A 24,112-nucleotide genomic window follows, 5' to 3' on the forward strand; every position below is an offset into this window, starting at 1 on the left:
CGCTAGCCTCGCATGCGCTGTCATGCCCCGGCTTGACCGGGGCATCCAGTACGCCGCGGCCTTTTCGGCTCGATCACGGCCGCCTCTGGAATACTGGATCGTCCGATCAAGTCGGGCGATGACAGCGAGGGCGTAGTTGGTGTGTACCAAACTTCATTTGCGGCGCTGTCGCGCCACCACGCTCCACCGTTTTTGTATTGACGCAGCTGCCTCCCTCCGCTTCCGTCTACGCCGAAGTATAATTTGGAGGAAGCCATCATGTCCCAAGGCAAACGCATCGTTCTCGCCGCGCGTCCCGTCGGGGAGCCAAAGCCGTCCGATTTCCGCATCGAGGAATTCGCGGTTCCTACGCCTGCCGCAGGCGAAGTCCTGCTGCGCACGATCTGGCTCTCGCTCGATCCCTATATGCGCGGGCGCATGAGCGACGGTCCGTCCTACGCGACGCCGGTGCCCGTCGGTGGTGTGATGGAAGCCGGTACGGTCTGCGAGGTCGCAGCCTCCAACAATCCAAACTTTGCCAAGGGTGACATCGTGCTCTCGCGCGCGGGCTGGCAGACGCACGCGATCTCCGACGGCAAGGGGCTGAACAAGATCGACCCGAAGCTCGCGCCGATCTCGACGGCCGTCGGCGTGCTGGGCATGCCCGGCATGACCGCCTACACGGGCCTGCTCGATATCGGCAAGCCGCAGCAAGGCGAGACCGTCGTCGTCGCCGGCGCCTCCGGCGCGGTCGGCTCGGCCGTGGGACAGATCGCGAAGATCAAGGGCGCACGCGCGGTTGGAATCGCCGGCGGCAAGGACAAATGCGATTACGTCGTGAAGGAGCTCGGCTTCGATGCCTGCATCGATCACCGCGATCCCGATCTGGCGACGAAGCTGAAGGACGCCTGCCCGAAGGGTATCGACGTCTATTTTGAGAATGTCGGCGGCGCCGTGTTCGAGGCGGTGTTCCCGCTGCTCAATGCGTTTGCGCGCGTACCCGTCTGCGGCCTCATCGCCCACTACAACGACACTGAAGCGAAGCCGCCGAAATGGGCCGCCAGCATGATGCGCGCGACCCTGACCAAGCGGCTGACCTTCCGCGGCTTCATCGTCTCCGACTTCGCCTCCCGCCATGGCGACTTCCTGCGCGACATGTCCGGCTGGGTCCGCGAGGGCAAGGTCAAGTACAAGGAGTTCGTCACCGAGGGCCTGGAGAGCGCGCCCGAAGCCTTCATGGGGCTTCTCAAGGGGGCCAATTTCGGCAAGCAGCTGGTGCGGGTCGGGCCGGACAAAGCTTGATCGGCCGCTCTCGCCCCCTCGGGGGCCGGGTATGGTTAACAAAGAGTGACTGATCGGCCACACCCGCCCGTAAAAGCCGCAGGTGTGACCGTCGGTTCATTGACGGGCTCGCGAAGGCATTGAATCATTGCGCATATTTCAGGTGCGATGATGTTAGAGCTTGTTGTTTTCTGCGTAATCCTGCTGGCTGCCGGTTATTGGGCGACCATGTTTGTCATGGGCCGTCGCGACGACGTCATCCATGGCAAGTTCGTCCATACCGAGGACGTGTTCGCGCAATCCGCGATGCCCACACCCACGCCGCCATTCCCCAAGCGCCCGGTCAATGCCGCGCGGCCTGCCAATGTTCTGCCCGCCAATACCGGGGCCAAACCGGTGAACAGCGACGCGCTGCAGTCCTTGCTTGCCGCGATCCAGCAGGATCTCAAAAGCGTCGCTTGAGCAGCGATGGGCAGCGCTCATGCTCGCCGCCCATCTTGGGGCGATCGAACAAAGTTTAAAGCACGCGATAGCGGATTGTGTAGGCGTCCTGCGGCGCGACCGGGCTTGCCAGCGGCGAGGCGATGCGGTCGGCGAGGTGCCAAGGGCCGAACTGAGGGCCGAACTGAGGGCCGAACTGAGCGCCGGACTGTTCGGAGCGATGCGGCTCGGCCGGCAGGCGGAGGCGGAATTCGAAGGTGCCCTTGCCGGGCAGGTTCACGACCAGCACGCGGTCCGCAGTGCGGTGGTTGAGCGGTACCGCGCCACGCAGCACGGAGCGGCCATCACCGAGCTCCCGCACGCCCTCGACCAGTGCCAGCGTCTGGTTGCGGTCGGTATGCAGCTCGATCTGGGTGTCGGACGCCGCCGCCAAGGTCTCCTTGGGCATGCGGATCTCGAACTCGACCGCGGGTTTCGAGGGATTGAGGCCGAGATAGGCCAGCGCGGCATGGCGCATGTCGTAGGCGGCAAACGCAAACAGAGCGAGGGCGGCGAGCGCAGCGAGGCCATGCCTGAGGACATCGCGCCAAGTCCGATAGCTCATTCGGAAGTAGACCGTCATTGCCAGCGCCACCGCGAGCGCCGTCGCGATGCCTGCCAGCGCCGACATCAGGATGCCGAACTGGCCGTCGGCGGACTCGGTCAAAGCGCCGGTCAGGCTGCCGATCTGGCTGAAGAGGGTGTTCATGGCGGTCTCTCGCCTTGCGCCCCCGAGGGGCCAAAATCGCTTTAACTGTCGACAGTTGGTCGCCTCATCGGGAACGCCGGTTCAACTCGTTGATTGTCAGGACCAGCGGTGACCGCTAATGGACGCTAGCTGTGCCTTCCGCCGGATGGGAAAATCCCGAGAAATTCCGATGTCCATTCAAATGGTTTTGCTGCCGGTCTTCGTGCAAGTCGGCCTCACCTTCGCGCTCCTGATCGCCATGGCGATGGGACGCCGGCGCGCGCTCGTTTCCGGCGAGACCAAGAGCCGCGACATTGCGCTCGGCGAGCCGAACTGGCCGAAGGGCGCAACACAAATCGCCAATTGCTACCGCAACCAGTTCGAGCTGCCGGTGCTGTTCTACGCCCTGATCGCGCTGGCGCTCCCCTTGCGCCATGCCGATTTGTTCATCGTGCTGATGTCCTGGGTGTTCGTGGTGACGCGCTTCGTCCATGCCGGAATCTTCGTCTCCTCCAACAATCTCGGCCGCCGCTCCACGATCTGGCTCGCCGGCGTGCTCGTCCTGCTCGCGATGTGGATCTACTTCGCGTTGAAAATGCTGTTGCTGATCTAGGCGCTACTCGCCGATCCTGATCTGAAAGATTCAAATGACTCCCGCTGCCCGGCTGTCCGCAGCCATCGAACTGATCGACACCATCGAGAAGGACCGCGTGCCCGCGGCCAAGGCGCTGAAGGAGTGGGGCACCGCGCACCGCTTCGCCGGATCCGGCGACCGCGCCGCCATTGCCGGCCTCGTCTGGGACGTGCTGCGCCGCTATGCCTCGAGCGCCTACCTGATGGATTCGGATACCGCGCGTGCGCGGCTGATCGGCATGCTTCGCCTCGAGCGCAACATGGATACGGCGACGATGGCCGCGCTGTTCGACGGCAGCCGCTTTGCCCCCGCGCCGTTGACCGAGCCCGAGCAGGCCGCGCTCGCCTCGCGGTCGCTTGAAGGTGCCCCGGCCGCGATCGCCGGTGACTATCCGGAATGGCTGGATCCGTATTTGGCAAAAGCGTTCGGCGACGAACGCGTCGCGGAGGCGGCCGCGATGGCGAGCCGGGCGCCGCTCGACCTGCGCGTCAACACGTTAAAATCCAATCGCGACAAGACGCTGGGGGCGCTTGCTCACCTTCATGCGAAACCGACGCGTTGGTCCGCAACCGGCCTGCGCATCGAGCTTTCGGCCGATGCGCGCAACCCCGGCATCCAGGCCGAAGAGGATTTCATCAAGGGTGCCATTGAAGTGCAGGATGAGGGGTCACAGCTTGCGGCTGCGTTGACCGCGGCAAAACCCGGCGAGCAGGTGATCGATCTCTGTGCGGGGGCCGGCGGCAAGACGCTGGCGCTCGCCGCGATGATGCAGGGCAAGGGCCGGCTGATCGCGACCGACAGCGACAAGCGGCAACTTGCGCCCATTCACGAACGCCTGTCGCGCGCCGGCGTCCACAATGCCGATGTGCGCACGCCCAAGGGCGAGGCCGATCCGCTGGCGGAGATCAGCGCGACCGCCGACCTCGTCGTGATCGACGCGCCCTGCACGGGAACCGGAACCTGGCGCCGCAATCCCGATGCCAAATGGCGCATGCGTCCGGGCGCGCTGGAGATCCGCCTGCGGGACCAGACCGCGGTGCTCGATCGCGCGGTTCCGCTGCTCAAGGCCGGCGGCCGCATTGCCTACATCACCTGCTCGGTGCTCTCAGAGGAGAACGGCGACCAGGTGAGGGCGTTCACCGCCCGCCATCCCGAGTTCGCTGTGGTGCCGCCCGAGCAGACCGCGAGCGTGCTCTGGGACAAGGCGGAGGAGTTTGCGCAAGCCGCGCTGCAATCGCCGGAAGGCTGGCTGATGACACCGCGGCGGACGGGAACGGACGGGTTCTTCGTCTCGGTCTTGAAGAAGGCATAGCCCACCCCACGACATCGCGGATGACGCGACGCCTGTCTCACCAAACAAGAACCCCGCGAACCGGAACCCGGTCGCGGGGTTTTCTAACTCGACGTTCTGCCGGTACGTCCGTGGTCAGAACGGTGCGCGGGCTTTAGCCGACGCGGAGATTGTCAGCCGAGGACTTGCCGCTGCGACGATCGGCGACGATGTCGAACGAGACCTTCTGACCTTCGTTGAGGGTCGAGAGGCCAGCGCGCTCGACGGCGCTGATGTGCACGAACACGTCCTTGTCGCCGTCATCCGGCTGAATGAAACCAAAACCCTTTTGATTGTTGAACCACTTCACGGTGCCCATAGCCATGGGAATTTCCTTTGCTTAAGAAGTTAACACGCGGACCGGTACGCACTATTGCGCCCATAGTCCTGATCAGTCGATGTTGGAGAAATCATCTGAAGCGTGCGCGCCCGTCAGCAACGAAGCGAAGCGGCCCAGTCGTTCGGCCAAGTATCGATGATCACAATATAGCGAGATTTTGGGGCCACTTCAAGGCACCACCCGCCGCTCGGGATGTCGCCGAATTTTGCTATTTTGCGGTGCAAATTAACCCTTCCGGGGCGCCTCAATCGACGATAAACAGCGTCGCCCCCGTCGTCGTCGAGGATCGGTGCGCTGCATCGCCGAAATCCGAGACCTGGTAGCTCATCCCCGCCGTGAGCTTGAACTTGCGGCCGTCGCGCAGCTCGCTGTCGAGCTCGCCCTGCAGCACGTACAGCACGTGGCCGCGGTCGCACCAATGGTCGGCGAGATAGCCCGGCGAATATTCGACCATCCGCACCCGGAGATCGCCGATGTCGAGCGTACGCCACTTGGCTTGCCCGGTCTCGCCGGGATGGACGGTCGGCTCGACCTTGCTCCAGTCGGTGACGGTGAACGGGGAGGTGGGCAGCTTCATGATGGTGATCCTGAGGCGGCGACGGCAGTGCCGTTACTATCGGATGCTTTCGCGGTAGTCCTCATTTTTACAGTTCTTATTGTTTTCGGCCCTTATTTTTGCCCATGCATCAGCGCGCAATCTGCCGTCACCGGCATCCTGCTTGCGATGATGACCCAGACCAGCAGCGCGGCGGCACTGATTCCCGCGCCGAGCACGCAGACGCCGGACCAGCCGGCCATCGCGTACACCATCGTCGACGCGATCGCGCCAATCGCGCTTCCGACCGAGTAGAACACCATGTAACCGCCCACCAGTCGGCTCGCCGCATCGGGCCGCACGGCGATGATCAGGCTCTGGCTCGTCACGTGCACGGCCTGGAGTCCCAGATCCAGCACGATCACGCCGGCGACGACCAGCCAGAGCGAGCTTTGCAGGCAGGCGATCGGAGCCCAGGCACCCAGCATCAGCAGCAGTGACAGCCCGGTGGTCCGCTGGGCCCATCCGAGATCGGCAAGCCGCCCGGCATTGCGCGCCGCGAGCGCTCCGGCGAACCCGGCGACGCCGAGCAATCCGATGGTGGTATGCGACAGCGCGAAGGGAGGCGCCGAGAGCGGCAGCACGATCGACGTCCAGAACACGTTGAGATTGGCGAAGATCAGAAACGCAAACAACGCGCGCTCGCGCAGTATCGGCTCCTCGACAAACAGCGAGGCGGTTGAGCGCAACAGCGACAGATAAGAGGATCGGGCCAGCGCCGACTGCCGGCCGCGCGGCAGCACGCGCAGGAGCAGCGCCGCCATGGCCAGCATGAGGCCGGCCGAGACCAGGTAGACCATTCGCCAGCCGCCGAAATCGGCCAGCGCGCCCGAGGCGAACCGCGCCAGCAGGATGCCGGCGACGACGCCGCTCGTGACGGTGCCGATCGCGCGGCCGCGCCCGTCCGGTCTGGCCAGCGTCGCGGCAAAGGCGACGAGGACCTGGACGACGACGGCGAGCATGCCGACTAGCGCCATTCCCACAAGCAGCACGGCGGCATGCGCCGCCGTGCCGACGATGACGAGGCCGATCGCCGACAGCACGGTCTGGCCGACGATCAGGCGGCGGCGATCCCAAAGGTCGCCGAGCGGCACGACCAGGATCAGGCCGAACGCGTAGCCGATTTGGGTGAAGGTCACCACCATCCCGATCGCGGCGGGGTCGATGCCGAGATCGCGCGCCATGGCATCGAGCAGCGGCTGCGCGAAGTAGATATTGGCGACGCTCAGGCCGCAGGTCAGCGCCAGCAGCATCGCCATCCCGCGCGAGAGCCCGCGCCCGGCGGTGTCGTCGGCCTTTTCGTCGGCGTTGGTCGGTCCGGCTGTGGCGGCATCGTGGATTGTCATTGTCGTCTCCGGCACGTTCTATCTAGTCTTAAAATAAGACCAGTTGCACACCGCGCTGTCCAGTCCTATTTTAAGACCAATTTGGAGGGCGGCGAATGAAGCGGACCGGTTTTGCCGAGGCTGACTGCCCGGTGGCGCGTGCACTGGACGCAGTTGGGGACATTTGGTCGCTTCTGATCGTGCGCGATGCCTTCGACGGGCTGCGTCGATTTGGCGATTTCCAGAACAACCTCGGCATCGCCAAGGGCATGCTCACTGCGCGGCTGCACAGGCTGGTGGAGCTTGGCGTGCTCGAACTGATTCCGGCCTCCGACGGCAGCGCCTATCGGGAATATGCGCTGACCAAGAGGGGGCGCGAGCTGTTTCCAGTCGTGGTCAGCTTGCGCCAATGGGGCGAAGCGAATCTCTACGCGCGCGGCGAAGTCCATTCGGACCTGGTGGACGAGACGGGCCAGCCGGTCGGGAAGCTCGTGCTTCCGTCGCGGGCCGGCCGTCCGCTGGCATGGTCCGATACCAGGGTGAGAAAGGCCGGTCTGCGCAAGCGCTGATTCGCGTCGGCCTTGGTGCGTCCTCGAGCTAGAAGCGCGACTCAGGGCACCGGATGATTCGCCGATCCCTGCACGATCTTTCCGGCCGCGTTCACCCGCAGATATTCGCAGATCCGCTTTCCCCGCTCGTTCTCGTAGAACACCACCACGCTATCAGGGCTGACGAACAATTCGATCAGCGAGAAATGCAGATTCGGCAACAGGGCGAGCGCCTTGCCCCAATAGGCGCGCAACGCATCCTTTCCGCGCACGGTGCCGCTTTCATCGAATCCCATCGCGGGGATGCGGTCCGAGGTCATCACGGTGTCCTCGTCATAGAGCGTGAGCACGCGTTCGAGGTCGCGCGCGTTCCAGGCCTCGACCCAGGTGCGGCCGAGCTCTGCAAGCGATGACGGCTGATGATGGTTTGGCATGGCGTTCTCCCTGATCGGCCCTTGGTGAGTGGCGGGCCATATAGGTCAATAATACTTACCTATATCGATCTGTCCATACCCCAAAGAAGAATGTGGGCGCGCGGCCCGCGCGGTTGCGGGAAAAGCCCCCGTCGCGTATCTGCTTGCCATGACAGCAGCACAGACCGACCGCTCCGCGTCGACGCCCTCCGTGGCCTCGGCGCATGACAAGATTCTCATCGTCGACTTCGGCAGCCAGGTGACGCAGCTCATTGCGCGTCGCGTGCGCGAGGACGGCGTCTATTGCGAGATCGTCCCGTTCAACAAGGCCGAACAAGCCTTCAACGAGATGAAGCCGAAGGCGGTGATTCTCTCCGGCGGCCCTGAATCGGTGCATGAGGCCGGCTCGCCCCGCGCCCCCCAAGCGATCTTCGATTCCGGCGTGCCGGTGATGGGCATCTGCTACGGCCAGATGGCCATGGCGGAGCAGCTCGGGGGCACGGTCGAGGGCGGCCATCACCGCGAATTCGGCCGCGCCGATGTCGAGGTGAAAGCGCCGAGCAAGCTGTTCGAGGACGTCTGGTCGCCAGGCGGCAAGAACCAGGTCTGGATGAGCCATGGCGACCGCATCACCAAGATGCCGCCGGGCTTCTCGGTGGCCGGCACCTCGCCGAACGCGCCGTTCGCCATCATCCAGGACGAGACGCGCAAATATTACGGCCTGATGTTCCACCCCGAAGTGGTGCACACACCGGACGGCGCCAAACTCATCCGCAATTTCGTTCGCAAGATCGCAGGCCTGTCCGGTGACTGGACCATGCGCGCCTTCCGCGAGGAGGAGATCGCCAAGATCCGCGCCCAGGTCGGCAAGGGCAGGGTGCTCTGCGGCCTGTCCGGTGGGGTCGATTCCGCGGTCGCGGCCGTGCTGATCCACGAAGCGATCGGCGAGCAGCTCACCTGCGTTTTCGTTGATCACGGCATGCTGCGCCTTGACGAAGCGAAGACGGTCGTCGACCTGTTCCGCCACCACTACAACATCCCGCTCGTGCACGTGGATGCCTCGAAGCAGTTTTTGGGCGAGCTCGAAGGCGTCACCGACCCGGAAGTGAAGCGCAAGACCATCGGTCGCCTCTTCATCGAGGTGTTCGAGGCGGAGGCCAAGAAGATCGGCGGCGCTGACTTCCTGGCGCAAGGCACGCTCTATCCTGACGTGATCGAGAGCGTCTCCTTCACCGGCGGCCCGTCGGTGACGATCAAGTCGCACCACAATGTCGGCGGTCTCCCCGAGCGCATGAACATGAAGCTGGTCGAGCCCCTGCGCGAGCTGTTCAAGGACGAGGTGCGCAAGCTCGGCCGCGAGCTCGGCCTGCCCGAAATCTTCGTCGGCCGCCACCCGTTCCCGGGCCCCGGCCTCGCCATCCGCTGCCCCGGCGAGATCACCCGCGACAAGCTCGAGATCCTGCGCAAGGCGGACGCGGTCTACATCGACCAGATCAGGAAGCACGGTCTCTACGACGACATCTGGCAGGCCTTTGCCGTGCTGCTTCCTGTGAAGACCGTGGGCGTCATGGGCGACGGCCGCACCTACGACTTCGTCGTCGGCCTGCGCGCCGTCACCTCCACCGACGGCATGACCGCGGACTTCTACCAGTTCGACATGAAGTTCTTGGGCGAGACCGCGACGCGCATCATCAACGAGGTGAAGGGCGTGAACCGGGTGGTGTATGACGTGACCAGCAAGCCGCCTGGGACGATTGAGTGGGAGTAGTTTTTAGAGACCGAGGCATGCTGATGCGCGCCGCGTTGAAAGTGGTGATGGCCGCAATATTTGCCATGCCGGCTGCGGTGGCTCTGGCGAAGTCTCCGGACTGCGCGAGTTGGCCCAATAACATGGCCCTCGTGCACCTCAAGAACGCCGGCCTGATTGATATCCCATCAGTGATCGAGGCGCAGACCAAGGCCGTTCGTCTCGCATCCGAAAAGATCGGCAAAGACCTCTACCAGCAGGTTTACGACATCACGTTTCACACCAAGGATGGCAAGACGATCGAGGTCATCACGAAAAGCCAAGCATCAAGCGAGGAATGCTCGATGAGCGGCGTCGACATCTACGTGGTCTCGAACAAAATCGGCGGGTCGGCGGAGCTGCCATCTGACGGCAGGACTAAAAAGTGATCCGGTTGCATCGAAAGCTCAAGAACCGAAATTGACCTGCAGCGGATGCGTAGGGCGGATTAGCCGCAAATCCGGCCTCTCTCGCCGAGTCGCGCGCAAGATGGCAGATTACGCTTCGCTAATCCGCCCTACGATCTCTGTCACGGCTTCACGAACCGATACACGAAGCGATCGGTTTTGCCCTTGATGGCGGGATCGAACACCTTGATCGTGTGCGGGTCGTCCTTGGTCGCGAGCAGGGTGCTTTCCGCGTCCAGCACGAAGCCGGCCGCCTCCACCTCCTTGCGAACGGATGCAGGCTCAAGCCGATGCAGCGATTGGGCCTCGCTCGTGCCCGCCCCGAGCGCGGCGGCGTGGTCGACGATGACGTAGCACCCGCCGGGCTTCAGCCGCTCGTAGACGGCGCGATTGAAGTCGGCCGCCGTCGCGCCCCTGGCCTGGATCAGCGCGGTGTGGAGGTCGTGATAGAACAGGTGCAGCCACAGGACATCCGCTGGTCGCGTGACCTGCGGCATCGCCACGAGGTCCGCTGACACGGCTTCGACGTTGTCTCGGCCCGGCTCCTTCGCAAGCCTCCGCATAAGGCCGAGCGGATCGTTCTTGAAGTGCGCGACTTCGGCCGGCACGAAGCTGTCAACCCGTCCTTCGGGTCCCACGATCTCGGAGAAGACACGGGTCCAGTCGCCGTCGCCTGGGTAAACGTCGATCACGGTGGCGCCCGCATCGATACGTGCGAACCGGATCAACTCGGACAGCTTGGATTGGTCGTACATCTGGATTTCCTTTAGGCTTGGGCATTCGACACGCGCGCGGCTCGTGCCAGTGCCTGCGTGTCGACGTACTCCCGGATGTTCGTCAGTTTGCCGTTGCGAACGGTGATGGCGAAGACCCAGTCGTCCCTAAACGTCTTGTTCGTGGCTTTGATCTTTCCCTTTGCGAATCCGACGACCAGGACCCGGTCTCCTTGCGCCACGAACTCGCGGGGTTCGGTGGACGTTTCGATCGACTTGGATGCCCTCTCGAGCAAATCCGCCACCCCGTCGTGCCCGCGATGCGTTCCGGCCAGCGGCCAGTCCTCGCCGGGGATGATCCACTCGATGTCTTCGGCGATCAGCGCCAGCAGAGTTTCCCTGTCGCCTCGGCCGATCGCGGCGAAGAAGTCCTTCACGGTCTGGATGTTTGTCTCGATACTCATGGGAATTTCTCCATTTCGCTCCGATCGGATCGCGCTCGATCCGATCGCATGCTTCGTGTCCTCGTGTTCATCAGTCGAACTTGACCAAATCCTTGAAGATCAGGTGGCCCCAGCTGTTTCCGCGCGCCTGCACAAGCAGCCCGCCTTCCGAAAGCCCGCCGAGCTTGATCGGCGCGAAGCCGAGAGTTTCCGCAAGCGTGCCAATCGCCGCTGCGGCAGCGTCATCGTCGCTCGCCAGGAACACGACTCTCCTGCCACCATGGACGGCCGGATCCTGGGCAAGGACGGCAGCACCCAAATGGTTGAAGCCCTTGACCAGTCGACCGCCGGTGAAGGCTTGCGCGAGGGCCTTGGACGAAGGTTGTCCCCCCAGTTTCTCAGGCGGCACGCCGTAGGCGTTGGTCACATCGACGATCGTCTTGCCCTGCCAGGTGGGCAGCGCTTTCGCGACATCCTGGTGCGACTCGAAACGGACCGCCAAAAAGACGATGTCCGCCTTGACGGCGTCCGCCAGCTTTTTGGGAATGATCGAGGGTCCGATCACGGCCGCGGCGGATGTAAAGCTTTCCGGGTCGCGCGTGGTTGCAACGGAGACTTCGATGCCGTTGCGGGCAAACGCGCTGGCCAGGGCTTGGCCGATAGGGCCGAAGCCGATGATTGCGTAGCTCATGATGTTTCTCCGAACTTGTGTCGATGGCGCGGTCAGACCTGGGCCATGCCGCCATCGACGGCGAGCTCCACGCCGGTGATGTAAGAACTTTCATCGGAGGCGAGGAACGTGACGGCAGCCGCGATTTCCTCCGGCTTGCCCCTGCGACCCATCGGGACCTGTGAAGCAAATTGGCTGGCCGCTTGCTCGGCTTGCTCGCGGGTCAAGCCCGTCGTCGTCTCCAGGGCGGGGGTCTCCGTTGGCCCGGGGCTCATCGTATTGACGCGGATTTTGCGGTCCTTCAGCTCCAGCGTCCAAGCGCGCGAGAAGCTGCGCACCGCCGCCTTGCTCGCGGCGTAGACGCTGAACCCCGGCAGCCCCTTCACGTTCGACACCGAAGAGTTCAGGATGATCGAACCGCCGTCCTTAAAGAGGGCGAGGGCTTTCTGCACCGTAAAGAACAGGCCCTTCACGTTCACATCGAAGGTCTGGTCGAAATGGGCCTTGGTCGCTAGCGCGAGCGGCGCGATTGTCCCCGCGCCTGCGTTCGCGAAGAGAATGTCGATGTGACCATGTTTCTCCTTCACGACGGCATAGAGCCGGTCCAGATCTTCCAGGCGCGACACGTCGCTCACGACCGTCGTCACGTTTCTCTCGATGAAGGCTGCGGCCTCCTTCAGCTCTTTCTCGCGTCGCCCGGTGATCACCACGTGCGCACCTTCGTCCACGAAGCGCTTGGCCGTGGCCAATCCAATGCCGCTGCTGCCGCCGGTGATGACGGCGATCTTGCCTTCTAGTTTTTTCATGATGTTTATCTTTCATTGTGTGTGGGCCAGGCGCGGGACCGCGCCGGGATCAGAGTTGCGCCAGGCCGCCGTCGACGGCGACTTCGCTGGCGGTCATGAAGCTGCTGTCCGAGGAGGCGAGAAAGGCAGCCACCGCCCCGATCTCCGCCGGATCGGCCATGCGCTGCAGCGGAGTCATCGCGGCGAACACCTTCTGTCCCTCTTCGCCCAGCGCTTCCTTCGCGAGTTCGGTCGCGGTCGCTCCGGGCGACAGCACGTTGACCCGGATGCCGCTGCCTTTCAGGTCCTCCGCCCAGGTCCGCGCGAGGTTTCGCACGGCCGCCTTGCTCGCGCTGTAGGCGCTCATGGCCGGGGCGCCCGTCGTGCCGGCGCTCGATCCCGTCAGGATGATCGAACCGCCCCGGCGCATCAGCGGCAGCGCCTTCTGCACCGTGAAAATCGTACCCTTCACATTGGTGTCGAAGGCCTCATCGATGTGCGCGGCGGTGATCTTGCCGAGCGCAAGCTGACTTCCCGCGCCGGCATTGGCGAAGACGATGTCGAGGGTTCCGCGCTCGGCCTTCACCGCCGCGTAGAGGCGGTCGAGGTCGGCTTCATCCGAGACTGAGCCCTTCACCGCGCGGGCATTGGGCCCGAGGGCGGCGACAGCAGCGTCGAGGGCTTGCTGTCGGCGGCCGAAGATGAAGACGAAAGCGCCATCCTCGATGAAGCGCTTTGCCGCGGCGCGGCCGATGCCGGTCGCGCCACCCGTGATGACTGCAACCTTGCCGTCAAGCTTTCCCATGATGTCTCCTGTCGTGGTGTCGGGGCAGCATCTGCTCCCGAGGACCCCGACATAGGTCCGCCGGCCCCAGGCGTTGAGTGCGGAAGCGCGCACATCGGTGGTGCGAAATCGATCCGGCCGGACGACTAACGCCGACGGCGACGATCGGTGTCCATCGCTCAGAATGGGCCCTGCTGGCCGGAACCGGCTATGATGACTGCCCATACTGCTGTAGGAGGCATCAGATACGGCTTGAAAGGCGCACCGCGCGGTGCGGGATTGCACCATGATCGACTGGGACGATGTTCGCTATTTTCTAGCCGTCGCGCGGGGAGGCTCGGTGCGGGCGGCCGCCGAGCACCTCGGCGTGAACCACGCGACCGTGCTGCGACGCATCGCCCAGCTCGAGGAACGCCTCGGGGTCCAGATGTTCGAAAAGCTGCCTTCGGGCTACCGGCTGACGGCTGCGGGCGAGGAGGTCCTCGAATTCGCCGACCAGATGGAAGCCTCGTCACACCAGCTGGAGACGCGCGTGTTCGGGCGCGATCAGAGCGTGCGCGGGCGTCTGCGGGTGACGCTGGCGCCGCCGATGGCGACACATTTGCTGATGCCTGATTTCGCCGATTTCGCGCGTCTGCATCCCGATATCGAGATGGATGTCCTGTCGTTCGGCGAACTGGCAAATCTGACCAACCGTGAGGCCGACGTCGCGATCCGCGTCGTCTACGACCGCAAAACCCTGCCGCAAAATCTTCATGGCATGAAGGGACCGGAGCTGTTCGGCGCCGTCTACATGTCCAGGGATCGACTGGCCGCGTGGCGTGCGGGCGCGCCGGATCCCTTCCGCTGGATCGTCATCAGCATGCACGGCATCCCGGATTGGGCCAGCGCGGGCGAGGTTCGCACCACGGGCGTTCCATTCAGGACCAGTGACGCCGGAGCGCAGATCGCTGCTGTCCGGCAAGGGCTGGGGATCACGACACTGCCGTGCTTCGTCGGCGATGCCGACCCGCTGCTGGTGCGGGTGCCGGGGACCGACCTGCACATGTACGGAACGGTCTGGCTCCTCACGCAGGGAGAGACGCGCAAGACCAAGCGCGTGCGGCTGTTCACGGAGTTCGTATCACGCAGGCTCGCCGCGTACGCGCCGCTGCTGGCGGGGCTGTCGGTGGCGGGCGAGTGACGCGGGGCGGGTCGTGGGCGGAAAGCTTGGCCTCGACAGATCAATGCGTTATCGTGCTTCCGAAACAATCGAGTGGGAGTAGGGTTGTGACTGCTATTGATCCAGCATCGCTGGGTGTTGTTTCCTGGAGAGGCAGCGCCGCTTAGGTCATGGGGTTTGGGGTATTCATCCATCGATTGGACTCGATCTACGACGACAGCCCCGCTGAGCAGTACCAATTTCCCAGTCAATATCTTCATCGCGTTGAAGCCTGCATCGGCGATTGGATAGTATATTACGAACCGAGCAAGGTTGCTGAAACGCGCGGTTACTTTGCAATTGCTCGGGTTCAGCAGGTTCTTCCCGATCCCGGTACTTCCGGGATGTATCTCGCTTTAATGGAACCGGGAAGCTATCTCGATTTTGCCAATTCAGTCCCATTCAACGGACCGACGGGTCCAGTAGAGCGCGGTGTTCTTAACGAACAGGGGCGGATTTCAGGACGCGCTCAGTCCGCAGTCCGCCCAATCTCTCCCGACGATTTCAATAGAATATGCGAGCTTGGTTTCGCGGAGAACGCGCCGCTGCTGCCGCGGCGCGACGGCGACCTTCCATCGCTCGATCTTAACGACCAGCCGCAGGTGCCATTCGCGGTTGAGCAGCAGCGCGACCGTGTTAGCGTAACGATCTCGAAAGTCCTGCGTGATCGAGTTTTCCGCCGCATCGTGCTGCGTGCCTATGAAGAGCGTTGCGCCGTCACCGGCCTCAAGCTCATCAATGGAATGGGGCGCGCGGAGGTCGCGGCGGCTCACATACGCTCCGTCGAGGCAAACGGGCCGGACATCATCAGCAATGGCGTTGCTCTTTCGGGCACCGCACATTGGATGTTTGATCGTGGTCTCATCAGCTTCGCGGACGATCTGGAGATATTGATCTCGCGCCAGACAAACGATCTGGAGGGAGTGCAATCGATCATCAACAAGACGGGGCGCGCTCTTGCGCCGCGTCGTGCGTCAGATCGGCCACATCCGCACTTCTTAAAGTGGCACCGCGAGCATTGTTTCAAGCAATAAGCAAAACCATACGGCTCATGCGCTCGTACCCGCCCGCCGCTGAGCCGCAATCAGCATCTCCACAAACGCGGTCACCTTCGGCGGGCGGAAGCGGGCTGCGGGGTAGACCGTGTGGATGCCGCCGGATGGCAGTTGCCATTGCGGCAGGATGTGGATGAGGCGGCCCGCCGCGAGATCGTCGGCCACCAGGAAATCCGGCAGCACCGAAAGGCCGCCGCCGGCGAGCACCGCTGCGAGCACCCCCGGCGTCGTGTCGATGGCGATGCTCGCCTGCAGGCGCACGGCGCGTCGGTCGAGATCACCGCGCGAGAACTGCCACAGCAACGGCTCGCGCAGCGCCATGTTGGCGATGAACGGTAGCGTCACCAATTCGTCGGGATCGCGCGCGGCGGCGATCCGATCCGCGAATGCGGGAGCGCCGACCAGACATTGCCGGAACGATCCGATCTTGCGCGCCTGCAGGCTGGAATCGACCAGCCACCCCACACGGATCGCCATGTCGATCTGGCCTGAGGCGAGATCGACGGTCTGATCTTCGAGCGTCAACTCCACGCGGCAGTGGGGATAGCGTGCCGCGTAGGCCGTGACGACGGCGACGACGACGGCGGTGCCGTAGTCGTTGGGCGCCGTGATCCGCAAGGTGCCGGTCGGCGCGGCGGCTGCCTGAGCGAGCTCGTCGAAGGCATCCTCCGCTTCGCGCAGGATCATGACGCAGCGCGCATGAAACATGCGGCCCGCCTCGGTCGGATGAACCCGGCGCGTCGTGCGCACGAGCAGGCTGGTGCCGAGATCGCGCTCCAGCTGCGCCACCTGCTGGCTCACCACGGCCTTGGTGATGCCGAGCCGTTCGGAGGCCCGCGTGAACGATCCGCTGTCCACGACGGCTGCGAAATAGGCCAGTCGGTTCAGGTTCATAGGTTCTGCCCGGTCAGATTTATTGTCAGTCAATACCATACATTATGTCTGTTTTGTTGATATTTATCTACCAATGTGCGCGTGCCACATTGCGGTTCAAGGAGATCGCCATGTCCGCGCCCATTCAAATCACCTACCTGTTCGATCCGCTCTGCGGCTGGTGCTACGGCGCCGCCACGCTGCTCGAACAGCTCGTGACCCGTCCGGATTTCGCTGTCGAACTTGCGCCGACAGGTCTGTTCGCCGGCGAGGGCGCCCGTCCGATGGACGACGGCTTTGCCGCTTATGCCTGGAGCAACGACCAGCGGATTTCGCGCTTGAGCGGCCAGCCCTTCAGCGAAGCCTATCGCCGCGATGTGCTGGGCGACCGTACGCGCCTGTTCGATTCCGGTCCGGCGACACTGGCGCTCACGGCTGTCGCGCTCACGGCGCCTGATCGGGAGTTCGCGGCGCTGAAGGCCTTCCAGCTCGTCCGCTATGTCGAGGGCCGCGACAGCACGGACATCTCCGTTCTGTCGGATGTGCTGCGCGCGATGAATTTGCCGGAGGTTGCCGCGCGCCTGGCGAGCCCCGACGCCGCGTTGATCGCCGCGTATCGCGCACGCCTCGAGGCCGCGCGTGCCGAGATGCGCCGGTTCGGCGTCAGCGGCGTCCCGGCCCTGATCGTAGGGGCCGGCGATGACCGCCGCCTCGTGCAGGCAAGCGCCCTGTTCGGCAGCCTGGACGTCCTCGTCGACGGACTGAAGGCGGCCTGAGCGCCGCGATCAACAGAGACCGGACCATCCAGCTTTCATTTCGCAATCGTAGACAAGCACCAGGAGACCAACATGCTGACAAGGAGAACCATCATGAAAACCACTCTCGCCGCGGGCGCCGCCGCCGTCTTCGCACGCGCAGGCCTCGGCCATGCCGCGGGCGGGCTCGCCTGGAAGCATTTTCCAGCCGGACAGAACGGCTTCTTCCGGGCGCCCGTTCTGGTGTCCGGGCCGAGCGAAGCCGTGCTGATCGATGGCGGCTTCACGCTGTCCGATGGCAAGGCTGTCGCCGACGCCATCAAGGCCACCGGCAGGAAGCTCACCACCATCTATATCAGCCAGTCGGACCCGGATTATTATTTCAGCCTCGGCGCAATCAAGGCTGTCTTCCCCGAGGCCCGCGTGCTCGCGTCGCCAGCGACATTGGCGGCCATTCACGCCAGCGTCGAAAAGAAGCTTGCCGTCTGGGGCCCGCAGCTCAAGGCGAACGGCCCGCAGGTGCTGGCCGATGTGGTCATCCCCGAAGCGTTCGACGGCAAGACGCTCAGCGTCGACGGCGAGACCATCGAGATCGTCAGCGCCGACGGCCTGGCCAACCGGCGCTATCTGTTCGTACCCTCGCTCAACGCGGTGTTCGGCGGCGTCCTGATCTTCTCCGGCGTCCATGTCTGGACCGCCGACACGCCGACCAGGGAGCAGCGTGCCGCCTGGATCGCCAATCTCGAAAAGATCGCGGCGCGCAAGCCGGCGATCGTCGTGCCCGGCCATTTGTCGGCGGATGCGAAGACCGACCTGTCCGGTGTCGAGCACACCATCGCCTACCTCAAGGCGTTCGACGAAGAGTTGGCCAAAACCAAGGATTCGGCGGCGCTCAAGGCGGCGATGGAAGCGCGCTTCCCCGGCCTCGGCATGGGCGTTGCGCTCGACATCGGCGCCAAGGTCGCCACCGGCGAGATGAAGTGGGGTTGAGATGGGGGCGAACCTCGACCTGATCCGCGCCACCTATGAGGGATCATCGTCGGAAGAGAACGGCCGCAACTTGCTGGCCGCTCTCGCTCCCGATGCCGCATGGACCGAAGCGGAAGGGTTTCCATACGCGGGCACCTATGTCGGGGCGGACGCGATCATATCAGGCGTGTTCCGGCGTCTCGCCACCGAATGGACCGGCTACCGCGCCGATGTTCACACCTATCTCGAAGACGGCGACCGCGTCGCCGCCTTCGGCGTCTACTCCGGGACCTACAAGGCGACGGGCAAGTCCATGCGCGCCAATTTCGCGCATCTTTATCTGGTGAAGGACGGCAAGATCGCCAGCATGACCCAATATGTCGACACCGCGCTGGTGCAAAAGGCATTGGAGCCTGCCGGCCGGTAACAGCCGCATCACGTCGGAATGTAGGAGTGGGGAGCCCGCGACATGCGGGCTCCCCTTTTTCGTTCCGGCGTCTGCTAGATCTTGATGGAATTGTGCGCGGCCGAGGAAGTCCACCGCGCGCGTGAACGTGGTCATGGATATCCGTGCCAAACCGCAAGATCGGTCGAGCGTGTCATGGCCGTCAGCGACTAGATGGAGCCGCCACGGAGGAGGGACGATGAAGGCGGCGCTGCAAAACTATCAGGACCGCATGCGACGGGTGCTGGACCATATCGACCGGCATCTCGACGGAGATCTGGACCTGGACGGCTTAAGCGCTGTTGCCGCCTTCTCGAAATTTCATTTCCACCGGCAGTTCTCGGCAACCTTCGGATTATCTGTGCATCGCTATGTCCAGCTGGCCCGCATGAAGCGCGCTTCGCACCAGCTGGCCTATATGGACGCCCTTGATGTCACGGATGTTGCGATGGATGCCGGTTACGACGCACCGGATGCCTTCGCCCGCGCCTTTCGGCAACGGTTCGGGCAATCTCCGTCGTCGTTCCGGAAGTCTCCCGACTGGGAGCCGTGGCTTGCGGCCTTAGGGCCTCTCGACAACGCCAGGAGCAAGCTCATGCAGAAGACGTTTACCACCGACGACGTGACGATCCGCGATGTGCAACCCACCAAGGTGGCGATCATGGAGCATCGCGGCGACCCGGCTACGCTTCCCGCCACAATCCAGCGCTTCATCGCGTGGCGCAAGGCGGCTCACCTGCACCCCAGCACAAGTCCGACCTTCAATGTCTGGCGTTCCGAGCGGCGGCCTGCGTCACCCGCCGATTACAGCGTGGACCTTTGCGTCGGGACCGCACAAGCGATCGTGGCGAACGGCGAAGAAATCAAGGCCGGCGAGATCCCCGGCGGACGCTGCGCGGTGCTGCGCGTTGTCGGTTACACCGACAATCTGGAGCCCGCCGCGCTCTATCTTTATCGCAACTGGCTTCCCGCCAGCGGCGAAGAAGCACGCGACTTCCCGATCTATTGCCAGCGGCTGAGCTTCTTCCCGGAGGTGCCGGAGCACGAGACGGTCGCGGACGTTTTTCTGCCGCTGAAATAGCGCCGCTCGCGGCGGCCTGTCGCTTCCGATCACGGAAACGGGCAGGCCGCCATTCCCCGATCAATATCGCCACGATGTGATCCCGCGTTCAACTCGGGAAACGGGTGGCAGCTCGCCGGTGCCTGATGTCTTGTTCGGCTCCTTTTTGACATCAGGAGAGTCTCGCGGTGGAACTGGCCAACAAGACGATCATCATAACCGGCGCCAGCAGCGGTATCGGTGCTGCCGCAGCGTCGCTGTTCGCGTCCGAAGGCGCCGATGTGGTGCTCGGGGCGCGTCGCGGCCCCGAGCTGCAGGCCGTTGTTGCAAGCATCAAGAGCGCCGGAGGGCGCGCGACGTTTCTCGCCGGGGATGTTCGGGACACCGGCTATGCAGCCCGCCTTGTCGAGCACGCCGTCAAGACTTTCGGAAAGCTCGACGGCGCTTTCAACAATGCCGGCATTGTCGGCGAGATGACGCCAGTCCCCGAGATGAGCGTCGAAAACTGGACCGATGTGCTTGCGGTGAATCTCACCTCGGCGTTCCTCAGCGCGAAGGCGCAGATCCCGGCACTGCGCAAGCAGGGCGGCGGTTCGATCGTTTTCACCTCGTCCTTCGTTGGCTTCAGCAACGGGGGCCTGCCGGGAATGGCGGCGTACGCAGCCTCAAAGGCAGGACTGATCGGCCTGGCTCAATCACTGGGCGCCGAGCATGCGGCCGAAGGCATTCGCGTCAACGCGCTTCTGCCTGGAGGGACCATCACCCCGGCGGCGGGCGAAGGAAATCCCGACGCCCTGAATTTCATCGCCGGGCTCCACCCGATGAAGCGGATGGCCAGTCCCAAGGAGATCGCGCAGGCGGCGGTTTTTCTCCTGAGCGACCGGGCATCGTTCATGACGGGCAGCCCCATGACGGTTGACGGCGGCATGTCGGTCCGCCTGACCTGACCACGAATCCGCTCGGGCCCGATCGACGGGGCTCTGCGCCGTCGATCGAGCCAATTGATAGCGGGGCGCGCAGTGCGCGAAAGGCCTGCTTCACCCGTGCGCCTCCTGCCAGTGCGGATAGGTGACATAGGCGGTGACGGCGCCTTGCTCATGCGAGCGAATGGTGACCTGCGTGCCCTTGGGCATGTGGACGGTCTCGCCCGGACCGGCGGTCACGGTGCCGGCGTTGCTCGACACCGAGAGCTTCCCTTCGAGCACGATCATCACGTCGTCGACGGCGATTGTCTCGTCGAGGATCTGGTTCGGCGCGTAGCGGCCGTAGCCGATGGTGATCGGCGCGCCGTGACGCTGGTCGATCACGTTGCCGACGAATATGTCGCCATCCTGGCCGGGCGAACGCTCGAGCGTTGCGTCCGAGATGGCAAACTTGCGAACTTGCATGAGATGTCGTCCGTCTTTTCAAAGTGGGCGGGTTGAGGACGATAGAAGCCTCAGGCAAGTGTTTTGTTCAGCGCGCCTTGCGGGACCGTTTGACGCAGATGGTGCGACGATGGCTGGCGCGCAGGAGACGATTGGTGCCCAGCCCACGGCGACGGTCGCCTCGGCGCAAACACTGGATGTTCGCCACGCGTCTCCATGATACGAAACCCCCGTCGTTCGCTTCCGGAGCCAATGTTCATGTCTGCCACCGCGCCGAGTCAGTCGCCCGCAACCTCCGCCGAAACCGATCCCGAAACACTCGGCTGGATGAAAGGCTTCCCGCCGTCTCCGGACCGCACCATCAGCTTCCAGGATGGTTCGTTCCGCAGCTTCCCCGAGCTACGCTGGGCATGGAGCAACATCCGCCAGCTGGTGCCGACCGTGAATGTCTGGCGCGGGGCGGGGCCTGCATCGGTGTTGCCGCGGGAAGACCACGACATCGGTGCGTCGGCCTCGACCACCATGGACAGGCGGCCCATGACGTTCGCGAAGATGCTCGAGGAAACCTACACCGACGGCATCGCCGTGCTGCATCGGGGCAAGCTGATCTATGAGCGCTATTTCGGCGCGTTGAAGCCGCACAAGCCGCATATCGCGATGTCGGTGACGAAGTCGTTCACCGGCTTGCTCGCCGGCATTCTGGTCGCCGAGGGCAAGATCGATCCGCAGGCGCCCGTCACGGACTATGTGCCGGAGCTGAAGGCGAGCGCGTTCGGCGACGCGCGCGTGCACGAGGTCATGGATATGACCCCCGGGCTCGAATACACCGAAATCTACACCGACAAGAACTCGCATGTGTGGGGACTGCGGCGCGCCAACGGCATGGCGCCGATTCCACCCGACTATGACGGTGCGACCACCATCTTCGATTTCCTGGTCGGGCAAAAGAAGCAGGGCGAGCACGGCAAGGTCTTTGCCTACAAGACCGTCAACACAGACGTGCTGGCCTGGATCATCCGGCGCGTCAGCGGCATGACGTTGTCCGATCTGCTCTCCGAGCGCATCTGGCAGCCGATGGGCGCGGAGGAAGACGCGCATTACCACGTCGATCGCATCGGCACCGAAAGCGGCGGCGGCGGCCTGTCGACCTGCTTGCGCGATCTCGCCCGATTCGGCGAGACCATGCGCAATCACGGCCGCTTCAACGGCCGGCAGATCGTGCCTTCATCTGTCGTCGAGGACATCGCGCGCGGCGGCGATCCCGAAAAATTCAAGCCGGCTGGCTACACCACGCTAACAGGTGCCTCCTATCGCAATCAATGGTGGGTCACGCACAACGCCCACGGCGCCTATATGGCGCGTGGCGTTCACGGCCAGGGCATCTATATCGATCCCAAGGCCGAGATGGTGATCGCGCGCTACGCCTCGCACCCCGCAGCGGGCAACGCCGCCAACGATCCCGTGACGCTGCCGGCCTACATGGCGCTGGCGAAGGAGCTGATGGCGAGCGGGTGAGGCCGCCTACGGCAGCTCCCGCCAGCGCATCGGCAGAATGCCGTCCTGCCTGAAACTGTCGATGAAGCGGAACCGGGCGGCTTGCGGATTGGGACGGGCTTCGATCGGTGTGCCCAGGATCTGCACGACGTCGTTCTCGTCATAGGTGGGCCAGGGTGGCAGGCCTGATCCGTTGGGATCGCCGTGCGCTGCGAAATTCACCCAATAGGCCATCATGGTCCGCGCCAGAGCGCGGTCCTCTTCGGCCGGCGGTGCCGAGCTGCCGATCACCTGCTGCGGAGTGAGTGTGCCGAACACGAACGGAATTTCAGTCACGTGCGAGGCGATCGGCGTGTAGTGCGAGGTATAGCTGAAGTGATAGCCGTAGACCGGCGCTCGTCCCCCGCGCCGATGCAGACGCAGCCACTGCCAGCATTGCTCGCCGACCACGATGTCGCCCGTGAGCGCCGCCGCGGAAGTCCTGGCCTCCGCATCGGTCGCCGCGGGATAGACCTTCAAGAAATCGTTCATGCGCCCCTTCCCGAACATCGCCTCGGCCGCGGCGAGAAAGACTTGTGCCGATTGATCGGGGAGTGACTGCGAACGGAAAGGAAATTCCTCGGCCGCATTCCAGCCCGCCAGCAGCGGGATGTGCATCTGTTCGCCGCGCCGGAAGCGCCGCGCGGGCACATCAGGAACGACAAGACCATCGATACTCGGCGAGAAGGCCGTCACGACCGGGCTGTTCCTGAAACTCCACGGCGCGGCTGCATTCAACGAATCGGCCGGCATGCTGCGCAAAGCTGCGATCGACGCGTTGTCCTGTTGCCGGGCAAAAGCGAGACCACGCGCGCGGGCTTCTTCAAAGCCCTGAAGCGGGCCGTGTTTGCCATCCCAGAACGCGCCGCTCTGTCCTATGGCCTTGTGAAACAGTCCGTGCGCGAGCGGCGAGGCGATCAGGATTCCGACGGCCATGGCGCCGGCGGATTCGCCGAACACGGTGACGTTCTCGGGGTCGCCGCCGAAGCCGGCGATGTTGGCCTTGACCCAGCGCAGCGCCGCCAGTTGATCCTGCAGGCCGTAATTGCCTGAAGGCGCCTCCGCGTCGAGATCGGGGTGGGCGAAGAAGCCTAAGATGCCGAGGCGGTAGTTGAAGCTGACGACGACGACACCTTTCGCTGCTAGCGCGTTGCCATCGGTTGCGGGATTCGCCGAGGAGCCGAACTGAAAGCCGCCGCCGTGAATCCACACCATCACGGGCCGCTTCTCATCCGCGTGCTTCGCCGCGGTCCAGATGTTGAGATAGAGGCAATCCTCGTCGCGCGGTCCCGGCCGCGGGTCGTTTTCGAGCGCCGATAGACACCCCGCGCCGAAAACAAGCGCATCGCGCACGCCATCCCAGGACTCCGGGGGCTGCGGAGCGCACCAACGCAGAGGCCCGACCGGCGGTGCTGCGTAGGGAATGCCTTTGAACGCGATCACGCCGCTTGCATCGCGCGGGCCGCCACGCACGGCCCCCGCTTGCGTGCGGACCACGCGTTGCAGCCCGGCTGCTGTCGTACTCGTGAAACCATGCATGGCCGTTTCTTTCGATAGCGTGGGCGGCGCCCGGACGCCCCCCGGGCAGGTTCAGGCGGCACCCTATCGACATTCCTCTTCGCTCGATTTAGATGTTCTGCCAATCAATTTCTA

General features: G+C 64.0%; 28 protein-coding genes. 15 read left to right on the forward strand and 13 right to left on the reverse strand.

The features are described from left to right. Positions 1–258 precede the first annotated feature (258 nt). Positions 259–1,281 carry an NADP-dependent oxidoreductase gene (locus ACIPUD_RS05060; RefSeq protein WP_085395926.1) on the forward strand — a complete coding sequence of 341 codons (1,023 nt, stop codon included), beginning with the start codon at positions 259–261 and terminating at the stop codon, positions 1,279–1,281. 150 nt (positions 1,282–1,431) lie between these two features. Then, complete coding sequence (locus ACIPUD_RS05065) at positions 1,432–1,722, forward strand: hypothetical protein (RefSeq protein WP_026233756.1); 291 nt, start codon at positions 1,432–1,434, stop codon at positions 1,720–1,722. 55 nt (positions 1,723–1,777) lie between these two features. On the opposite strand, the gene ACIPUD_RS05070 is transcribed toward ACIPUD_RS05065, so the two are convergent. After that, positions 1,778–2,449, reverse strand: a complete 672-nt coding sequence (locus ACIPUD_RS05070) for an acriflavin resistance protein (protein WP_085395928.1) — start codon at positions 2,447–2,449, stop codon at positions 1,778–1,780. A 169-nt stretch (positions 2,450–2,618) separates the two neighbouring features. Between ACIPUD_RS05070 and ACIPUD_RS05075 the strand changes: the two genes are divergently transcribed. Together ACIPUD_RS05075 and ACIPUD_RS05080 are read left to right on the forward strand one after the other, a co-directional pair. Continuing rightward, the gene (locus ACIPUD_RS05075) at positions 2,619–3,041 is read left to right on the forward strand and encodes an MAPEG family protein (protein ID WP_007592199.1); all 423 of its coding nucleotides are present in this window, start codon (positions 2,619–2,621) and stop codon (positions 3,039–3,041) included. A 34-nt stretch (positions 3,042–3,075) separates the two neighbouring features. Continuing rightward, a complete protein-coding gene (locus tag ACIPUD_RS05080; RefSeq protein WP_018459195.1) occupies positions 3,076–4,374 on the forward strand; it encodes an RsmB/NOP family class I SAM-dependent RNA methyltransferase in 1,299 nt (432 codons plus the stop codon). A gap of 133 nt (positions 4,375–4,507) precedes the next feature. Here the strand turns inward: ACIPUD_RS05080 and ACIPUD_RS05085 are convergent, their stop codons facing one another. The 3 genes from ACIPUD_RS05085 to ACIPUD_RS05095 form a co-directional block, all read right to left on the reverse strand. Continuing rightward, positions 4,508–4,717 (reverse strand): cold-shock protein, encoded by a 210-nt coding sequence (locus ACIPUD_RS05085; RefSeq protein ID WP_007592195.1) that lies wholly within the window; start codon positions 4,715–4,717, stop codon positions 4,508–4,510. Positions 4,718–4,976: 259 nt separating this feature from the next. Then, entirely contained in the window at positions 4,977–5,309 is a 333-nt protein-coding gene (locus ACIPUD_RS05090; RefSeq protein WP_085362172.1) for a DHCW motif cupin fold protein, read from the reverse strand. Between the two features lie 92 nt (positions 5,310–5,401). Continuing rightward, positions 5,402–6,673 carry an MFS transporter gene (locus ACIPUD_RS05095; protein ID WP_085395929.1) on the reverse strand — a complete coding sequence of 424 codons (1,272 nt, stop codon included), beginning with the start codon at positions 6,671–6,673 and terminating at the stop codon, positions 5,402–5,404. A 95-nt stretch (positions 6,674–6,768) separates the two neighbouring features. Between ACIPUD_RS05095 and ACIPUD_RS05100 the strand changes: the two genes are divergently transcribed. Further along, a complete protein-coding gene (locus ACIPUD_RS05100; protein WP_085395930.1) occupies positions 6,769–7,221 on the forward strand; it encodes a winged helix-turn-helix transcriptional regulator in 453 nt (150 codons plus the stop codon). A gap of 41 nt (positions 7,222–7,262) precedes the next feature. Here the strand turns inward: ACIPUD_RS05100 and ACIPUD_RS05105 are convergent, their stop codons facing one another. Next, complete coding sequence (locus tag ACIPUD_RS05105) at positions 7,263–7,634, reverse strand: nuclear transport factor 2 family protein (RefSeq protein WP_085395931.1); 372 nt, start codon at positions 7,632–7,634, stop codon at positions 7,263–7,265. 148 nt (positions 7,635–7,782) lie between these two features. Between ACIPUD_RS05105 and guaA the strand changes: the two genes are divergently transcribed. Together guaA and ACIPUD_RS05115 are read left to right on the forward strand one after the other, a co-directional pair. Then, a complete protein-coding gene (guaA, locus tag ACIPUD_RS05110) occupies positions 7,783–9,381 on the forward strand; it encodes a glutamine-hydrolyzing GMP synthase (RefSeq protein WP_085395932.1) in 1,599 nt (532 codons plus the stop codon). A gap of 17 nt (positions 9,382–9,398) precedes the next feature. Continuing rightward, positions 9,399–9,788, forward strand: coding sequence for a hypothetical protein (locus ACIPUD_RS05115; protein ID WP_018459189.1), 390 nt, complete (start codon positions 9,399–9,401; stop codon positions 9,786–9,788). A gap of 140 nt (positions 9,789–9,928) precedes the next feature. On the opposite strand, the gene ACIPUD_RS05120 is transcribed toward ACIPUD_RS05115, so the two are convergent. The 5 genes from ACIPUD_RS05120 to ACIPUD_RS05140 form a co-directional block, all read right to left on the reverse strand. After that, a complete protein-coding gene (locus tag ACIPUD_RS05120; RefSeq protein WP_085395933.1) occupies positions 9,929–10,561 on the reverse strand; it encodes a class I SAM-dependent methyltransferase in 633 nt (210 codons plus the stop codon). A gap of 11 nt (positions 10,562–10,572) precedes the next feature. Continuing rightward, positions 10,573–10,983, reverse strand: a complete 411-nt coding sequence (locus ACIPUD_RS05125) for a nuclear transport factor 2 family protein (RefSeq protein WP_085395934.1) — start codon at positions 10,981–10,983, stop codon at positions 10,573–10,575. Positions 10,984–11,053: 70 nt separating this feature from the next. Further along, positions 11,054–11,653 carry an NADPH-dependent F420 reductase gene (locus ACIPUD_RS05130; protein ID WP_085395935.1) on the reverse strand — a complete coding sequence of 200 codons (600 nt, stop codon included), beginning with the start codon at positions 11,651–11,653 and terminating at the stop codon, positions 11,054–11,056. 32 nt (positions 11,654–11,685) lie between these two features. Then, positions 11,686–12,438, reverse strand: a complete 753-nt coding sequence (locus tag ACIPUD_RS05135) for an SDR family NAD(P)-dependent oxidoreductase (protein WP_446480212.1) — start codon at positions 12,436–12,438, stop codon at positions 11,686–11,688. Between the two features lie 49 nt (positions 12,439–12,487). Beyond that, entirely contained in the window at positions 12,488–13,222 is a 735-nt protein-coding gene (locus tag ACIPUD_RS05140) for an SDR family NAD(P)-dependent oxidoreductase (RefSeq protein ID WP_085352864.1), read from the reverse strand. Between the two features lie 265 nt (positions 13,223–13,487). On the opposite strand from ACIPUD_RS05140, the gene ACIPUD_RS05145 reads away from it, so the two are divergent. Both ACIPUD_RS05145 and ACIPUD_RS05150 read left to right on the forward strand, forming a co-directional pair. Next, entirely contained in the window at positions 13,488–14,384 is an 897-nt protein-coding gene (locus tag ACIPUD_RS05145) for a LysR family transcriptional regulator (RefSeq protein WP_085395937.1), read from the forward strand. Positions 14,385–14,533: 149 nt separating this feature from the next. Then, a complete protein-coding gene (locus ACIPUD_RS05150) occupies positions 14,534–15,436 on the forward strand; it encodes an HNH endonuclease (protein ID WP_039800641.1) in 903 nt (300 codons plus the stop codon). A gap of 15 nt (positions 15,437–15,451) precedes the next feature. Here ACIPUD_RS05150 and ACIPUD_RS05155 read toward each other — a convergent pair whose 3' ends face one another. Next, positions 15,452–16,351, reverse strand: coding sequence for a LysR family transcriptional regulator (locus ACIPUD_RS05155; protein ID WP_018459181.1), 900 nt, complete (start codon positions 16,349–16,351; stop codon positions 15,452–15,454). 110 nt (positions 16,352–16,461) lie between these two features. Between ACIPUD_RS05155 and ACIPUD_RS05160 the strand changes: the two genes are divergently transcribed. The 5 genes from ACIPUD_RS05160 (at position 16,462) to ACIPUD_RS05180 (ending at position 20,506) form a co-directional block, all read left to right on the forward strand. Further along, positions 16,462–17,106 (forward strand): DsbA family protein, encoded by a 645-nt coding sequence (locus tag ACIPUD_RS05160; protein WP_247396394.1) that lies wholly within the window; start codon positions 16,462–16,464, stop codon positions 17,104–17,106. Between the two features lie 72 nt (positions 17,107–17,178). Continuing rightward, the gene (locus ACIPUD_RS05165; protein ID WP_446480213.1) at positions 17,179–18,075 is read left to right on the forward strand and encodes an MBL fold metallo-hydrolase; all 897 of its coding nucleotides are present in this window, start codon (positions 17,179–17,181) and stop codon (positions 18,073–18,075) included. Between the two features lies 1 nt (position 18,076). Beyond that, the gene (locus ACIPUD_RS05170; protein WP_446480214.1) at positions 18,077–18,481 is read left to right on the forward strand and encodes a nuclear transport factor 2 family protein; all 405 of its coding nucleotides are present in this window, start codon (positions 18,077–18,079) and stop codon (positions 18,479–18,481) included. A gap of 217 nt (positions 18,482–18,698) precedes the next feature. After that, positions 18,699–19,580: an AraC family transcriptional regulator gene (locus tag ACIPUD_RS05175; RefSeq protein ID WP_377790353.1), complete on the forward strand. Its 882-nt coding sequence runs from the start codon at positions 18,699–18,701 to the stop codon at positions 19,578–19,580. Between the two features lie 167 nt (positions 19,581–19,747). Continuing rightward, positions 19,748–20,506: an SDR family oxidoreductase gene (locus ACIPUD_RS05180; protein ID WP_446480215.1), complete on the forward strand. Its 759-nt coding sequence runs from the start codon at positions 19,748–19,750 to the stop codon at positions 20,504–20,506. Positions 20,507–20,596: 90 nt separating this feature from the next. Here the strand turns inward: ACIPUD_RS05180 and ACIPUD_RS05185 are convergent, their stop codons facing one another. Continuing rightward, a complete protein-coding gene (locus tag ACIPUD_RS05185; protein WP_085395943.1) occupies positions 20,597–20,947 on the reverse strand; it encodes an ethanolamine utilization protein in 351 nt (116 codons plus the stop codon). A gap of 237 nt (positions 20,948–21,184) precedes the next feature. Between ACIPUD_RS05185 and ACIPUD_RS05190 the strand changes: the two genes are divergently transcribed. Further along, positions 21,185–22,441, forward strand: a complete 1,257-nt coding sequence (locus tag ACIPUD_RS05190; RefSeq protein ID WP_446480216.1) for a serine hydrolase domain-containing protein — start codon at positions 21,185–21,187, stop codon at positions 22,439–22,441. 6 nt (positions 22,442–22,447) lie between these two features. Here the strand turns inward: ACIPUD_RS05190 and ACIPUD_RS05195 are convergent, their stop codons facing one another. After that, positions 22,448–23,998, reverse strand: coding sequence for a carboxylesterase/lipase family protein (locus ACIPUD_RS05195; RefSeq protein WP_446480217.1), 1,551 nt, complete (start codon positions 23,996–23,998; stop codon positions 22,448–22,450). Positions 23,999–24,112: the final 114 nt, after the last annotated feature.

The sequence above is a fragment of the Bradyrhizobium sp. CAR08 genome (genome assembly GCF_052871955.1).